Annotated in this window: 17 protein-coding genes and 1 pseudogene; 9 read left to right on the plus strand and 9 right to left on the minus strand. The window is 38.5% G+C overall.

Features of this window, described 5'->3' with window-relative positions; translation table 11 throughout:
• The first annotated feature begins 604 nt into the window (after window positions 1-604).
• The 5 genes from repM (at window position 605) to AK825_RS14250 (ending at window position 6,707) form a co-directional block, all read left to right on the plus strand.
• Window positions 605-1,534 carry a replication initiation protein RepM gene (gene repM, locus AK825_RS14230; protein WP_068039598.1) on the plus strand — a complete coding sequence of 310 codons (930 nt, stop codon included), beginning with the start codon at window positions 605-607 and terminating at the stop codon, window positions 1,532-1,534.
• Window positions 1,535-2,033: 499 nt separating this feature from the next.
• On the plus strand, window positions 2,034-3,794 hold the full coding sequence (locus tag AK825_RS14235; RefSeq protein WP_062846046.1) for an L-lactate permease: 1,761 nt from the start codon (window positions 2,034-2,036) through the stop codon (window positions 3,792-3,794).
• A 131-nt stretch (window positions 3,795-3,925) separates the two neighbouring features.
• Complete coding sequence (locus AK825_RS14240) at window positions 3,926-5,134, plus strand: alpha-hydroxy acid oxidase (protein ID WP_068039600.1); 1,209 nt, start codon at window positions 3,926-3,928, stop codon at window positions 5,132-5,134.
• Window positions 5,135-5,322: 188 nt separating this feature from the next.
• Window positions 5,323-5,955, plus strand: coding sequence for a recombinase family protein (locus AK825_RS14245; protein WP_068039606.1), 633 nt, complete (start codon window positions 5,323-5,325; stop codon window positions 5,953-5,955).
• A gap of 443 nt (window positions 5,956-6,398) precedes the next feature.
• Window positions 6,399-6,707 (plus strand): hypothetical protein, encoded by a 309-nt coding sequence (locus tag AK825_RS14250; RefSeq protein WP_068039609.1) that lies wholly within the window; start codon window positions 6,399-6,401, stop codon window positions 6,705-6,707.
• A gap of 236 nt (window positions 6,708-6,943) precedes the next feature.
• Here the strand turns inward: AK825_RS14250 and AK825_RS14255 are convergent, their stop codons facing one another.
• Entirely contained in the window at window positions 6,944-7,147 is a 204-nt protein-coding gene (locus tag AK825_RS14255; RefSeq protein WP_068039643.1) for a CsbD family protein, read from the minus strand.
• A 1,631-nt stretch (window positions 7,148-8,778) separates the two neighbouring features.
• On the opposite strand from AK825_RS14255, the gene AK825_RS14260 reads away from it, so the two are divergent.
• Both AK825_RS14260 and AK825_RS14265 read left to right on the plus strand, forming a co-directional pair.
• Entirely contained in the window at window positions 8,779-9,030 is a 252-nt protein-coding gene (locus tag AK825_RS14260) for a hypothetical protein (protein ID WP_068039613.1), read from the plus strand.
• Window positions 9,031-9,308: 278 nt separating this feature from the next.
• Window positions 9,309-9,554, plus strand: coding sequence for a hypothetical protein (locus AK825_RS14265; protein ID WP_068039616.1), 246 nt, complete (start codon window positions 9,309-9,311; stop codon window positions 9,552-9,554).
• A gap of 214 nt (window positions 9,555-9,768) precedes the next feature.
• Here the strand turns inward: AK825_RS14265 and AK825_RS14270 are convergent, their stop codons facing one another.
• The 3 genes from AK825_RS14270 to AK825_RS14930 all read right to left on the minus strand — a co-directional run bounded on the left by AK825_RS14270 (window position 9,769) and on the right by AK825_RS14930 (window position 11,065).
• Entirely contained in the window at window positions 9,769-10,044 is a 276-nt protein-coding gene (locus tag AK825_RS14270) for an MgtC/SapB family protein (RefSeq protein ID WP_149038806.1), read from the minus strand.
• Between the two features lie 386 nt (window positions 10,045-10,430).
• The gene (locus tag AK825_RS14645) at window positions 10,431-10,829 is read right to left on the minus strand and encodes a hypothetical protein (RefSeq protein ID WP_082787301.1); all 399 of its coding nucleotides are present in this window, start codon (window positions 10,827-10,829) and stop codon (window positions 10,431-10,433) included.
• A complete protein-coding gene (locus AK825_RS14930) occupies window positions 10,814-11,065 on the minus strand; it encodes an excalibur calcium-binding domain-containing protein (RefSeq protein WP_068039622.1) in 252 nt (83 codons plus the stop codon). Before AK825_RS14930 ends, AK825_RS14645 begins: the two co-directional genes overlap by 16 nt.
• A gap of 243 nt (window positions 11,066-11,308) precedes the next feature.
• On the opposite strand from AK825_RS14930, the gene AK825_RS14285 reads away from it, so the two are divergent.
• Window positions 11,309-11,818, plus strand: coding sequence for a plasmid replication DNA-binding protein (locus AK825_RS14285; protein ID WP_068039625.1), 510 nt, complete (start codon window positions 11,309-11,311; stop codon window positions 11,816-11,818).
• Between the two features lie 18 nt (window positions 11,819-11,836).
• On the opposite strand, the gene AK825_RS14290 is transcribed toward AK825_RS14285, so the two are convergent.
• The 5 genes and pseudogenes from AK825_RS14290 to AK825_RS14310 form a co-directional block, all read right to left on the minus strand.
• Window positions 11,837-12,133, minus strand: a complete 297-nt coding sequence (locus AK825_RS14290) for a hypothetical protein (protein WP_068039627.1) — start codon at window positions 12,131-12,133, stop codon at window positions 11,837-11,839.
• Window positions 12,120-12,401 carry a BrnT family toxin gene (locus AK825_RS14295; RefSeq protein ID WP_068039647.1) on the minus strand — a complete coding sequence of 94 codons (282 nt, stop codon included), beginning with the start codon at window positions 12,399-12,401 and terminating at the stop codon, window positions 12,120-12,122. Before AK825_RS14295 ends, AK825_RS14290 begins: the two co-directional genes overlap by 14 nt.
• 20 nt (window positions 12,402-12,421) lie before the next feature.
• Window positions 12,422-12,601 (minus strand): annotated as a pseudogene (locus tag AK825_RS14300) (type II toxin-antitoxin system RelB/DinJ family antitoxin); the annotation flags it as partial.
• A gap of 103 nt (window positions 12,602-12,704) precedes the next feature.
• Complete coding sequence (locus AK825_RS14305) at window positions 12,705-12,965, minus strand: hypothetical protein (RefSeq protein WP_068039633.1); 261 nt, start codon at window positions 12,963-12,965, stop codon at window positions 12,705-12,707.
• A gap of 67 nt (window positions 12,966-13,032) precedes the next feature.
• Window positions 13,033-13,434: a hypothetical protein gene (locus AK825_RS14310; RefSeq protein ID WP_068039636.1), complete on the minus strand. Its 402-nt coding sequence runs from the start codon at window positions 13,432-13,434 to the stop codon at window positions 13,033-13,035.
• Between the two features lie 460 nt (window positions 13,435-13,894).
• Here AK825_RS14310 and AK825_RS14315 point away from each other — a divergent pair, with 460 nt between their 5' ends.
• Window positions 13,895-14,269: a hypothetical protein gene (locus tag AK825_RS14315; protein ID WP_068039641.1), complete on the plus strand. Its 375-nt coding sequence runs from the start codon at window positions 13,895-13,897 to the stop codon at window positions 14,267-14,269.
• The last annotated feature ends 22 nt before the right edge of the window (window positions 14,270-14,291 follow it).

Consider the following 14,291-nt stretch of genomic DNA (forward strand, 5'->3'; position numbering starts at 1 on the left):
GTATCAGCTGATACAAGGGCTTTTTTTTGAGAAGTCATTTGATGATCAGAGATTGATCCTTAGTGGGACAGTCATAAAAACTACTGTGATTCTAACGATCTTCCGAAGATGTTAGTTGATAGGCACAACCATGGGACTGTATAAGCTCATATAAGCCGTCTAAGTAGGTTAAAAAATTTTACCTAGCAACTGTACCAAACGATACTTAGAACCTCATAGGGAGCTTAACAGGCTGTTATTATCTCTATTTGACTAGGGTTTTGATCTCTCTTTTTAAATTATTTGAAATTACTAGTATTGAATGGATTGCTATATTTACCGGCTTTTTCTTTTGTCATTCTAATTATTAATAACCAAAAAGGTTTTTAATGTTTTTAAATACTTTTAAAAGCTTTTACGTCCTCTGAAAGCCTTGTTATTAGGGGCTTTCATTGCTCATAAAGCAACGTTTACCCTGCTATAAAGCAACGTTTACCCTGCTATAAAGCAACGTTTACCCTGCTATAAAGCAACGTTTACCCTGATTAAAGCAACTAATTATTAATTGTTGCTTATTCGGGTTTTGTATGTGACTATCTAATGAATATAAAATTTAGAGGTTTCTATGAAGTTAGTTGTTAAAGATAACTCATTGATTAACGCTAGTTACTCGCTTGGCTTAGTTGAGCAAAGAATAATGTTGCTTGCAATCGTTGAAGCTAGAGAAACGGGGCAAGGTATTGATACAGACACGTTTTTAGAAGTCCATGCTCAGCATTACGCAGATCGTTTCGATATTGATGTAAACAATGCTTATTCCATGCTTTCAGAAGCTACACAAACCCTTTTTAATAGACAGGTAACTTACACTGTACATGATGAAAAACGTAATAAACCTGAAAAAAGGGTAGTGCGTTGGGTAAGTGGTATTTCTTATGTCGAAGGGGCAGGAGTAGTGAAATTACGCTTTGCTCCTGAAGTAGTGCCTCTCATTACTCGTTTGGAAAAGAATTTCACCAGCTATGAGCTTGAGCAGGTGAAAAGTCTAAATACCTATGCAACAAGGCTATATGAGATTTTAGTAAGCTGGAGAAGTGTTGGGAAAGTTACGATAACCCTTGAAGAGTTACGCAATAACTTAGGCTTAATTGATGAATATTCTAGGTTAGAGGCTTTCAAAAGACGGGTTTTAGATTTGGCAATCACTCAAATCAATCAACACACTGATATTACTGCTGAATATGAACAGCACAAGCAAGGACGTGCCATTACAGGCTTTACATTTAAGTTCAAAGTAAAGAAAGATAAAGTAAAAATTACTGCGAAAATTGAGACTGATAAAAGCGATATGTTTACCGTTGAAGGATTGAACGATAAGCAGCTGGGGCGTATCACACGTAACAAGCAGTTCATTGCTGATTATAACCACTTGGTTAGCTCTACTAGTCCAGCAGGACAAGACCCTAAGGCGTGGGAGTTTGAAATGATTAATCGTCTCAAAAAAGATGCTTCACAGTTTAAGAAGCGTCCTATCAGAGAGTATCTTGATTACTAGGGCTTATGAGTGCGTTTGATCGGTTCGGTTCCCTAGTGAGGACTTAAATTTTCAGTTGTAGCTCATCTTTTTTTAGCCTCGCTATCAAGCCCCTTACTTTATATATAGAGATTGGTGGCTTTTATTTTATGCAGGATTAACGAGAGCAATCGACGATAGGGCTCATTACTGTAATCATCGAGATTATAATCAAAGACTCGCTGATCAAGATCGTCATAACTTTTAATTTTTTGATCTATATTTATTTACTAGTATAATTTGTCCACTTTTGCTATTTTGGCTGTCCAAGCAATTTACCATATTAAATACAGAAGAACTATCGAATCTCGATAACTTAAAGATATTCTTATGTTCGTAAAAATATAAAAACAGAGGACTGTTGAAGTCAAATAATAATATGTTATTTAAAAGCTAAAAAGACTTTGGCATAACTTCAGGTTTAGTGATTCCAGCTTAATAAAATAATTGGCTGGTACACTTATCAACAAGGATTGTTATAATGTATACCTTTTTGGCTTTAGCACCTATTCTCGTCGTTTTCTTGTTACTTGTAGTCCTGCGGCTACCGGCAAAAATATCTATGAGCGCAGCTTATCTTGCAACGGCATTGCTAGCTTTTTTCGTTTGGCATGCTAGTGGCGCTCAAGTCGCTGCTGCCACTGTTAACGGTATTATTGTAGCGCTCACGATTTTATTCATCGTATTTGCGGCTATCTTGTTACTCAATACCTTAAAAGAAAGTGGTGCCATCATCGCCATTCGTAAAGGTTTTATGGATATCTCGCCTGACAGACGCGTTCAAGCAATCATTGTGGCGTGGTTATTCTGCTCATTGGTGGAGGGCTCATCAGGATTTGGTACGCCATCTGCTATCGGTACTCCACTATTATTGGCGCTAGGTTTCCCAGCAATGGCTTCTGTTATGGTCATGTTGATTATCCAGTCTACGCCGGTGTCATTTGGTGCCGTTGGCACACCGATATTACTTGGCGTTTGGTCTGGTATCAGTGATAAACAAGATCTAGCTCAGTCTATTGCGCCGACCTCTGCTGAAAATTATCTCTTACAAATTACCGCTAATATCGGGCTGTTACATGCATTAGTAGGCTTTTTAATTCCGCTAATTTTAAGTGCATTTTTGACGCGATTTTTTGGCGAAAAACGCTCTTTTATCGAAGGGCTCAAAGTGTGGCCTTTTGCACTCTTTGCCGGTCTCAGCTTTACCATTCCCTACTTTTTGGTGGCTAAATACCTAGGTCCTGAGTTTCCATCATTAGTAGGCGGTTTTATCGGTTTACTGATTGTACTTCCTGCGGCAAAGCGCGGATTTTTAATGCCGAAAGATATCTTCGATTTTGCACCCCGAGACGACTGGGACAAAGATTGGCTAGGTACTTTGGACGAAGAACAATATGATGATTCAATAGCACCAAAGTTTACTTTAATAAGGGCATTTTCTCCTTATATTATTGTTATTGGGCTATTAATTGTATCTCGGGTTGTGACACCGCTGAAAAACTTTTTGGTAGGGGACTTCACAACGATTAACCTTGCCAATCTTTTTGGTACGACTATTTCTAGTAAAATACAACTCGCTTATTCTCCGGGTACTATTTTAATTATTACTTCATTACTGTGTATATTGCTGTTTAAAATGAACAGACAAGCGGTAAAACGTAGTTGGATTAATTCAGCAAAAACTATGATTGCGGCAGCGCCAGCTTTATTGTTTTCGGTGCCGATGGTACAAGTATTTATTAATTCAGGTTCAGCCGCCGATGTCGCCACTTCGCTACCAGCCATGCCGATATTATTGGCTGAAAGTGCGGCTGGGGCGTTTCAAAATGCATGGCCGCTAGTCTCGCCATGGATTGGCGCAATGGGTGCGTTCATTGCAGGTTCCAATACCATCAGTAATATGATGTTTTCTTATTTTCAGTGGTCAACTGCCAGCCAAATTGGCCTTGATAGCAGCCATGCTGCACAAGTAGTAGCACTTCAAGCAGTGGGCGGTGCAGCGGGTAATATGATTTCAGTACATAACGTGGTTGCCGCGTGTGCAGTGGTCGGGTTAATAGATAAAGAAGGCTACGTCATTCGAAAAACCTTGCTCGCCATGATTTACTACGTCATTCAAGCTGGATTGATTGGTATGGGTATCATTTTTGGTGATTTTTGGTGGTGGATTTTGGCTATCATTTGGCCAGTAGTATTTTTTGTACTAATGTCGCTGACCAGTAGAAAAAAGGCGATTAATTAATATTTAATAGCTACACTAAAAAATCCTATGAACTCATCATTCTGACGCCATTATATTATCTATATTAGATTCAGAATGGTTAGTTACAGTGACTACATTATAATTACTAAATAGTTACCAAGGAAAACCCCATGAAAGATTTAAGCAAAATTACAAATATTGAAGACTTGCGCCAAGTCGCTGAACGTAAAGTACCTCGTATGTTTTATGATTATGTCGACTCCGGTTCATGGACTGAGACTACATATCATAATAATGAGACTGACTTTGACCGTATAAAGCTGCGCCAGCGTGTGATGGTCAATATGGAAGGACGCTCGCTTGCTACTAAAATGCTGGGTATGCCCGTCAATATGCCCGTAGCGATCGCGCCAACGGGCTTCACTGGTATGATGTGGGCAGATGGTGAGATTCACGCGGCGCGTGCTGCTGAAAAATTTGGTGTACCGTTTTCGCTATCGACTATGAGTATTTGTTCTATTGAAGATGTGGCGACGCATACTAATGCACCGTTTTGGTTTCAGCTGTATATGATGCGCGATCAGGAATTTATAGCTAACCTAATTCGCCGTGCCAAAGAAGCCAATTGTTCAGCGCTTATCTTGACCGCCGATTTACAAGTATTAGGGCAACGTCATAAAGACATTAAAAATGGTCTTTCTGCACCCCCCAAACCAACGCTTGCCAATATTTTAAACTTAATGACCAAACCGCAATGGTGCATGAATATGCTGGGTACTAAACGGCGTACTTTTGGTAATATTGTCGGTCATGCTAAAAATGTCGAAGACATCTCCTCTTTATCAGCGTGGACGGCAGAGCAATTTGATCCTGCACTTAGCTGGGATGATGTCGCGCGCATCAAAGATATGTGGGGCGGTAAGCTCATTATAAAAGGCATTATGGAGCCTGAAGATGCGATCATGGCCGCGCGTAGTGGGGCTGATGCACTGGTGGTTTCGAATCATGGTGGGCGTCAATTAGATGGTGCACCATCTTCTATTGCTGCACTAAGTGATATTATACAAGCGGTCCATGCTGAGAATAGTGATATCGAAGTATGGTTAGACAGCGGTATCCGCTCTGGTCAAGATGTCTTAAAAGCAATCTCATTGGGTGCCAAAGGCACACTTATTGGCCGCGCGTTTCTTTACGGACTTGGTGCTTATGGCGGAGATGGTGTACGTCGTGCGCTTGAGATCATTTATAAAGAATGTGATATCAGTATGGCATTCTGTGGTCATACTAATATTCAGGAAGTAACAGATGATATTCTGGTAAATGGTACTTATGAGCAACTCAAATCTGCTCTGCCCTATATAGCACCTATGCGCTGGTGACTCTCGAATCATTGTTCTCTTAAGAAATGTTATGAGAAATGACTTTGGATAGAAGAAGTCAGTTTGCACAGGTTCTATTAAGGTATACCCCAGCGGAACCAGTTATTTCACCCTTCAAACCTATTAACAGACCACTTAAAACAGACTGGTATAATGGAACCACTTATAACAGACTATTTTAGGTGTTTATGTTTATCAGAGCGTATCTACGAGCGTCTACCAAAGAACAAGACGCTAAGCGTGCCAAAAGCGAACTCATAGCATTTGCCAACAATCATGGCCACAAGATTGCCGCTTTCTATGTCGAAAATGAATCAGGAGCTACTTTGGTGCGACCCAAGCTTATGCAGCTGATTGAAGATGCTCATAAGGGCGATGTGATCTTAGTTGAGCAGATTGATCGCTTAGCGCGTTTGAACCAAACTGATTGGGATACTCTCAAAAGAATGCTATCAGAGAAAAAGCTATCTATCGTATCAAAAGAGCTGCCGACCTCATATATGGCGCTTCAATCTAAAAGCAGCACTGAATTTATGAGCAGTGTATTACAGGCCATTAACTCGATGATGCTGGATATGCTAGCTGCTATTGCTAGAAAGGATTATGAAGATCGGCGTAACCGTCAGCAGCAAGGTATTGCTCGTGCTAAGTTAGAAGGTAAGTATGCCGGTCGTAGGAAGGATACCGCAAAGCGCAAGATTATCGCTAGTCTACTCAAATCAGGTCATAGCTATTCTGATATTCAAAAAATGGCCAAGTGCTCACGGCATTTGATCGCTGATGTGGCCAAGGAAAGACCGAAACTGATCCCTGCTCATTAAGTGGTTCCACTACAGCAGTCTACTATGAGTAGTCTATTAATGGATTAATGAGCCTTTTTAGATGGTTTCGCTGGGATGTACTTCATGAACTGTGTTTGACAAAGTACTCCGTGGTCTCATTCGATCACAGTTCTCACTCCTTCCTTATTTTTTAGGATACTTTTTAATACATTATCAGTTTTTATATATCCTTTTAAATAGCATGTGGTACACAAGATAACAAACTTTTACCTTCTCTTACCTGAAGATGCTGAATCTACTTGTTATGTTTAACCTGTTAGTCGAGCATTTTTTTAAAAAGGATAATAATAAATAATAAATAATAAAAAAAACGATAAAGGATTGCGCTGATACTGAAGTTAGCTCAATCAAATTATTGTATGACCGTTCTTTACAGTCGACTTTTTAAATCTTTATATCTTAACTACAATAAGGATATTGAAATGAAAACATCAGTAACCACTAAGTCGCTTCAAAATAAATTATGGATATTATTTTTGGTGAGTTTCTTTGGTCTCAACGCTTGCAGTAGTGAGACAGAAGAGCTGGCTACTACTAATACGGAGTCTAGCGAAATGACACCTGTGCAAACAGAGGGCGACGCTGAAGATCAAATGACTGAGTCTACAGAGGAGACAGAAGGTACAGCATACTATTCTAGTAATGGAAATGACCAAAAGGCTGATGATACGGTCTATATCAACGAAAATAATTCAAACCTAGATAAGACAGCGGCAGATGGCGTGCAGTAAGTATTGGAAGTCGCGCAATCCATTAAATATTAAAGGGTTTCTGTAAGGTTATTATCAGTTTTAATCGCTCCGACTAATTATTGTCTTAAAATATCCCATTTTTGACGGCGGCAGCCTATCCTGCAATCAAGCCTTTTATCTTTACTCACATAACTAGCAGCATTGACTAAAAAAGCCCGTGACCATAGCCACGGGCTTTTTGCATTTTCAGGGTATGATTATTAAACACACCATAATCAATATTTATTTTGGTTACGCCACTCATCTACATCACGTTCAGCATCTTCTTTTGAATGACCATAACGCTCTTGGACACGTCCAACCAGTTTGTCACGGTCACCTTCGATATGGGTGAGATCGTCATCTGTTAAATCTGCCCACTTTTCTTTTACTGAACCTTTGAGTTGGTTCCATTCGCCTTTTAGTGTTTGGTTATTCATATCATTATCATCCATTTTTTGATTGTTTTTGTACTGTTCATCCATACTCTGCTCGTTCACATTTTGATTGTCCATTATGGTTTTCCTTTTCCATTTATTGGTTTGTGAGTCAACGCATCTATACCAAGCTCATCCATCTTTTGTTTTTTTTATTGATAAATAGGCTATCAGCAGTATTAAGTTTTAAGCTGATATATCTAATATAGACGGACGTAATTAGAACGTCTGTACAATGAACGTTTATAGTGTTTCTGGGTTATTGTTGAGACCGCTGATATGTTATTGCAATGTAAGTTACATGTTTAGCTAGACGTTTCTTGACCGCTAAACTGGGATAACAGGTATAAAAAGCCCCTAGACGCACTTTAACTTTAAAAGTATTTCCATTAAAAAAAACGATAAAATATGCTGGGTGACATTAATTTGAATTTAATTATAACTGTAGCTGTTAGTGTAACAATCAAAATAAAGGCTGCTATCGCTCGCAATATAAATTTATTACTCTCCATAGATTACCCCTTTAATTATTCAACAAATATAACCACTTTCCGTATCTTAGTGTTTTTATCTCTCGTCTGTCATTAATCAGCATAACTTAATCTGATGGTTTATTCGTTAAAGATATTTTGAGGGAATCGCAGCAAGTACATTGTCGTGTAAGTTTAGTCAATTCAATGAATACTAGTTTACTTAATTAAAACTGCTTTTGGGTTTGAGTAATTCTAAACGTCCTTATGTTGAGGATATCAGCTGGAACCAATTAGAATAGCTACTCAGCTTATCTTTTACTTTGAATTATTTTGAGAATTACAGGATTAGAAAATTGACAACCGATAGTATCATTGCAATCTCATACCGCCTATCAGCTACTGAGATGCCAATAGCACTTTAAAGTCACCACTAATTCAAAATAAGCTGATGTATTCAAACCTGCTAGATCAGAAGTTTGATACCAATCGGCTTAACAAGTTCTGGGTCAGCGGCATCACCTATATTTGTATATATGAGAGCTTGTTATACTTAGCAACTGTCAAACTCAATATCAAATTAACATCGATAGTTAGGTTGACTACAACATATCAAAAAAACTAGTCACAAATGTGGTGGTCAATACGAAAATTAAAGCACTCACTCCCAAAGCTCGTACAACAAATTTCTTACTTTCCATAACTGACCCCTTAATACTTTTTTATAGTTAATCTATACGTGAATCATCTTTTTCTGTAAAAGTGATGTTCGAAATATTTATGTCAAGTACACTCCAATGTACACTTACAGCACCTATCAATAGGTAAACATCGAAACATTAATACCTTAGGTTATTGATTTAAGTTTCCCCCGCAATAGGGTGCTGTACTTCAAAAAAGCAGTCTCCTATTAGTTGATACTAAATTGCTAGGATTGCTGAAAACCTAATTTCTAAAAATAAGGTAAATAAAACGCCCGCTTGCTTTCATCTAATAGGTCAGACTCGATCCGTGCAGTAAATTGCTTTTAATCCTCACCTTGCTTAGCATGACTAGAATCAATTTACTTAAGGGACATTACAATAAAAAAATATAAACATCAATCGAGCTGTTAAAGTATAATTTAAAATTAAGTAATCAGGACTAATAAATAAAGGTTTAGATATGAATACTCGATTAGTAGGCAGTGACTTAACGCGAGCAATGTTGTCTCGTGATGACAAAAACATGTGGTGCGCAGTAAGTAATGATGGCGATGAACACGCTATGACTGCTATTAATAACGCTGACTATCACCACATCCTTCGTATTGTGTCTTTCGACAACGATCATTTTGTTTGTAAGAATGGTAATTTATGGCAATACGCGATACCTGTCAAAAAGATTAAGCTAACACAAGTCGAAGCTGGACTTTGAACAGACCAAACTAGAATTAAGTAATGTTAAATATATGTTCACTGCTTTTCTACCGCTTGAACTAAAAAAAAGACAGTTCATACCAATAACAATATATAAAAATGATAGGAGCTTATAGTATATATGGCTAGATATGTCTGCCGTACCATGTTTGATGGTAGTGTTATTAAAGGCAGCGTTTCAGAGATGGTCAACGAATTATAACGATGAGGAGACTCTACGACAGAGTTTCCTCATCGTTTAACCATCATCATAGCCAATAACTAGGAGTGATTAGAGTGAACAATAAATTAACTGGTAGCGACTTAACCCGTGCGATGTTAAATCGTGGTGATAAAGAGATATGGTGTGCGGTAGCTGACACCAGCGATAAAGAGGCCATGTCAGATCAAGTTAACAATGACTTTACAGCTCGTATTGTGTCCTTTGATAATGGCAGTTTTTTGTGTACCAGTGGTACGGAGTGGTTGTTCGCTGTACCAATTAAGATAGTTGAGCTGACACAAGTTGAAGCAGGGCTCTAAAAAGATTGAATAATCATATTAACTTGTGAGGTTTTAATCAGGTAGCTTGGCGGTAAAAGTCTAAACCCTTCTGTATTCTAGTTTAGTCGTAATCTAACTCGATATTTAACGATGTACCGTCCACTATTTTGTAGGCTTACATTTATTCTTTATATCCGGTTAGGAGAATATAAAGAATAAATGTAAGCCTACTGATTGGAACCAAATAGAGTAACTACTCCCGCTTATCTTTTGTTTTGAATTGCTCTGAGAATAGCAGGATTAGAAAGTTGACAACGGACAATATTACCGTAATCTCATACCGCCCATAAGCAACGGAGATGCCGATAGTAGCGGTATTCCATAGACTCGCTGCCGTTGCAGTACCTTTTACCGTATTGTCGCCTTTAAAAATAGCACCACCACCGATAAAACCCATACCCGTAATAATCGCGTACAAGATTCTCGCTTCAGGCTCTGATCCGTGATAGATATCTACAGCGACTAGCATGAAAGCGCACGATGCAATACTTACCAAGGGAAAGGTCTGAGACCTGCTCCCTTTTCTTTCATCTCACTTGACGAGCTTAAAAGACCTTATGATCTAAACGCGCAGTTTCAATGTTATGACTTTTACGAAAAACTAGAGGCACTAAACCTTTCGTTCGAAGATCTCACAGAACGTAATTTAATAGATGCTAAGGCACACTTAAAAAAAATAAAAGAGAGCGAGAAAAATTATAAATTAACGGATACTGAGAAGGCAGCAAAAGCACTCTACGTTCAAGTCGTGCTGGCTCAAAGAGCCGCCCTTGCCTATAAATCAGAACATGATGAAGTGTTTGGAATCTTATTTCAAAATTATCCAGAGTCTAGTATGGCTGAGGCATCTTAAATCTAACTATTTGCACGCTTATCCTCAAACTCATCACAGACTCTCAACCCAATTTGTACGGCCTCACTAAGATCGGCCTCTTCCTTGAGGTTATAAGGCACGTTTGGAGTCAAACGACCTAGCTGCAAACCATCTACCGCTGATTTATTAAGTGGCGTACCAATATAAGACTCATCTGTATAGTCTTTAGGATGAAAGTATACTTCACGACCAAAAGCAGGATTTGAAGCACACGCAATCTCACCTTTAGGCATCGTAAATGGATAAGAGGTCGTGTAATTCTTTCCCCATGTCTGCTCATTCACTTCGATAAACCCCGAACCATAAAGATCATCTTCTGTAGTGCCCGAACTGCACCCGATAGTAGCGATAGACGCTACGGCTATTAACCACCTGGACATATTGATTCGTATGGTACGCCGTCCTTATCACGGTCAAGCTTAGTATTTCCGCATTTAAGTGCTAGTTTGGCTTGTTCACAGCTGACCATTTGCGTACACACACGGGGTAAGCCCTTGCATTTTGAACCACCCGCACCTTTAGCAAACAATGGATGCTCTACTTCAACGTTGCTATAAAATGGATTGTCAGTGACTGTTACTACTGCATGGGATGATAGGGTGAAGATAGATAACACTCACTTAGAATAATTTTCTTCATAAAACCAAATCTTTTTAATATCCGCAACACTGTCTTAAGACAGTAATAATACTCTATATTTGTTTAACAAAGTGAGTGCCATGTGACTAAACATCTAATTTCTACATCAAGTTATTTATGGTTTGCCTCACAGCTAAGTTAATGCCATAGTTGTCCACTGAACGTTCTGGACAGTTGTACTGGACACTTGCTAAAAACGTACTTGAACACTAGGTGAATAATGAACATATCGGTGACGAAAGCGGCAAAAGAATGGGGTGTATCGAGAACCACGATCTATCAAAAATTCAATGATGGTGAGCTTTCCAGAACTTCAGACAAAAAAATAGACATATCTGAGATGTTGCGCGTGTTCGGTGAGCCCGTTTCTAAAAAACGTACTGAACGTTCAGTGAACACTGTGCAGAGTACACCGCTGGACAATCAAAGTGTTCAGTACAATACAGACATTGAACACCAGTTAGCGCTTGAGAAGCTTAAGAACGAACACCTCAGCCAACAAGTGAGCGATCAAAAGAAGTTGATAGAAAATTATCAAGAGCAGATAGCACAATTGAATAAAACACTGGATAAAGCCAACGCCAGTATTCAAGATTTCGCGCAAGTCAGACTACTAGAATTTAAAAAGTCTGAGCAGGGCTATGAGCCGCCACTTGAACAGGAGAAAGAAAAAATAGATAACTCAACCGTAGCTACGGTTGAGAAAAAGAAAAAGTGGTGGGCGTTTTAGACGTTGTGGTTTTATCCACTAATGATCTAACAAATACGCTTCTAGCGCATCGTTAATCATATCTTGGTAGTTCCCACCGGTCTTCTTCGCCTTATCCTGGAATCTTGCAATGATACTAGGACTCACGATACTGGCACCGACCATAGAATCAGATGATACTATGCTGCCACGGGTCGCACCCAACCAGTCCGTTACTTCAGGCATATCAGACAAATCAATATCATGATCTGAAAGCACCGCCAATCGTTGCAAGTTGGCTTCTTGCTCAGCGCTTAAAGATGGTAACTCATTTGCTTTATAGCTAACCTTGTTCATAAAACCTCCTTTCAACCTTAATGGCAGGTCGTGCTGATATGATACGAATAACCTCACCACCCTCACTATCTCTTTGAGTATGAGCGACCAGCAGTACCGCCACCCCATTCACTGCACCAAGCGCTTGCCACCGTTCTTCACCATTTTCATATCGGTCTTGTTGACGCAAACACAAAGGATCAAAAAATACACGAGCTGCTTCTTCAAAGGATAAGCCATGTTTGCATTGATTACTGCTATTTTTCTGTTCATCCCATTCAAATTCAATCATTGATCACCGTCTTCAAGCGTATTGGTGCTAGGTATTGTCTGATAATCAAAAGATAGTGGTATGCTATTGGTTTCTGCCACCTGATGCAAAAACAGCTTAATCGCTTGAGAAGGCGTTAAACCGTAGCCCTCAAGCACCGAAAACGCCTTGTCTTTTAATTCTTGATCCAGACGGATATTATAATTGGTTGTGCTCATAGCATTACTTATCGCTTATTCATGTACGTTTAATATAAGCAATAAGTACTGTCAATTCAATATTTTAGATCTTTGGTCTTTTACGAACAGTGATAGTAACGTGCTACTCATCCAATTCACGCAGGAAATCATCAATTTTCTGTTCTAGCTCTTTTTGTATGACGTAGAGTTCGCTCGCGCTATATTCTCTTAGCATACTTTCCTCATCTTTTAGCTCAAACATCTTTTTAAGTATGCTATCGCTATGAGATTCGTTCTCTAAACCAAAGGTGTTAAGACGACCCATTTGACGGTAGTATTCTCGTTGCGCCTCTTCAAACATCATGAAATGGTTACTTGCTACTGATACACCTTCAATACCCATAGATTGCTCCTTTTTATACTAGGAAAATGTCCCTTTATGAAATTTTTATTTATTTAATATCAATCATTTACTTATCAAAAAGAGATCTATTTCTTTTATTTGCTAGCTTCGCTTCAAATCTCTTCATAGCCGTATCTAATTCTTCATGCGTGGGCTGTACAGATGGTTCATCACTACCATCTGTATTACTTTCTTGGATTGAATCATTAGAAGACAAGTCAACAAAAATTTGTTTTCTTACCTCGGGCTTAACTTCAACCTTACTGCTAGAATTATCTGTAGCGACAGATAATTCCTTTGATTCTTTTCTATAGCGGTAAAGATAATTGGTCAGTGTGCCAGTCGTTAGAATGAGATCATGGCGCTCAGCTAATATCTCAACCACACCTTCATAGGTATATGAAACAGCTAGCTCTTCGATCACCTCATAAAGATCACGAAATTTAGAAAATTTTGTTCTTTTAGCCATAAATTCCTATCCCCATCTATTCTTGAAGTCAATTACCTCAATTATGAAATCGCTCATAAATTGCTCATATTTAACTAACGATTTACTACCCTTTTGCTAACGATTTACTAACTTTTAATCAATCATACAGTAATTGCTCATAAATTGCTCATATCTAGCTAACGATTTGCTACCCTTTTACTAATGATTTACTAACGTAACGCTCTTATAAGCCTTTTTAGCTAAAAAGGCTTACTACAGGTAGAAAATAACCGATTTTTCTACCTGCTTTTTGGTCATTAAATTATCCAATTTAATGACTACACCATACGCACCCCCTTGGGATGAAAAAAAGCGTATTAAATCAGCAACTTACCTGATTTAATACGCTTTTTTCTGTACACAAAATGTTTACAAATTATATTTAAGTCACTGATTTTTATGGTATATTACTGTCCACAATTTGTAAACAAGGATAATTATGTACACTCCTACCGTGTCATTTAGATTAAAACCTGAAGTCTACCTAAAACTAGAAGCGATAGCAGCAGAGGAAGGATTATCTCCTGGTGTCTACCTAAAGAAAAAATTGGAATCAGATACCAATAGCTTTCTTGAAGATCTTAAGTTTATGAAAGGAGATATTAGTGAGATTCTATACTTATTACAGTCGGACGACGACGATATAAAGGCAGTAGAGAGCAGCTCAAATCAGAATGATATGGTCAAGGCTTTGATGCCGATAGTGCTAGAATCGTTATTAATATTAAGAGAGGTGGCAGCACCTAACAAAGTATCCAATGCTCAAAAACTGGTTAACAAAGCTGGGATAAAGGCACACAATAGTTTGGATTAATAATTAAATGTATATTGCCCTT

The sequence above is a fragment of the Psychrobacter sp. P11G5 genome, assembly GCF_001593305.1.
Lineage (GTDB): Bacteria > Pseudomonadota > Gammaproteobacteria > Pseudomonadales > Moraxellaceae > Psychrobacter.

Excerpts from the sequence above, each read along its gene's own strand:
- AK825_RS14315 (WP_068039641.1), top strand. The coding sequence starts at position 13,895 with ATGTACACTCCTACCGTGTCATTTAGATTAAAACCTGAAGTCTACCTA.
- AK825_RS14245 (WP_068039606.1), top strand. The coding sequence starts at position 5,323 with ATGTTTATCAGAGCGTATCTACGAGCGTCTACCAAAGAACAAGACGCT.
- AK825_RS14290 (WP_068039627.1), bottom strand. The coding sequence starts at position 12,133 with ATGAACAAGGTTAGCTATAAAGCAAATGAGTTACCATCTTTAAGCGCT.
- AK825_RS14250 (WP_068039609.1), top strand. The coding sequence starts at position 6,399 with ATGAAAACATCAGTAACCACTAAGTCGCTTCAAAATAAATTATGGATA.
- AK825_RS14310 (WP_068039636.1), bottom strand. The coding sequence starts at position 13,434 with ATGGCTAAAAGAACAAAATTTTCTAAATTTCGTGATCTTTATGAGGTG.
- AK825_RS14305 (WP_068039633.1), bottom strand. The coding sequence starts at position 12,965 with ATGGGTATTGAAGGTGTATCAGTAGCAAGTAACCATTTCATGATGTTT.
- AK825_RS14255 (WP_068039643.1), bottom strand. The coding sequence starts at position 7,147 with ATGAATAACCAAACACTAAAAGGCGAATGGAACCAACTCAAAGGTTCA.
- AK825_RS14235 (WP_062846046.1), top strand. The coding sequence starts at position 2,034 with ATGTATACCTTTTTGGCTTTAGCACCTATTCTCGTCGTTTTCTTGTTA.
- AK825_RS14270 (WP_149038806.1), bottom strand. The coding sequence starts at position 10,044 with ATGCTAGTCGCTGTAGATATCTATCACGGATCAGAGCCTGAAGCGAGA.
- AK825_RS14260 (WP_068039613.1), top strand. The coding sequence starts at position 8,779 with ATGAATACTCGATTAGTAGGCAGTGACTTAACGCGAGCAATGTTGTCT.
- AK825_RS14240 (WP_068039600.1), top strand. The coding sequence starts at position 3,926 with ATGAAAGATTTAAGCAAAATTACAAATATTGAAGACTTGCGCCAAGTC.
- repM (WP_068039598.1), top strand. The coding sequence starts at position 605 with ATGAAGTTAGTTGTTAAAGATAACTCATTGATTAACGCTAGTTACTCG.
- AK825_RS14285 (WP_068039625.1), top strand. The coding sequence starts at position 11,309 with ATGAACATATCGGTGACGAAAGCGGCAAAAGAATGGGGTGTATCGAGA.
- AK825_RS14645 (WP_082787301.1), bottom strand. The coding sequence starts at position 10,829 with ATGTCCAGGTGGTTAATAGCCGTAGCGTCTATCGCTACTATCGGGTGC.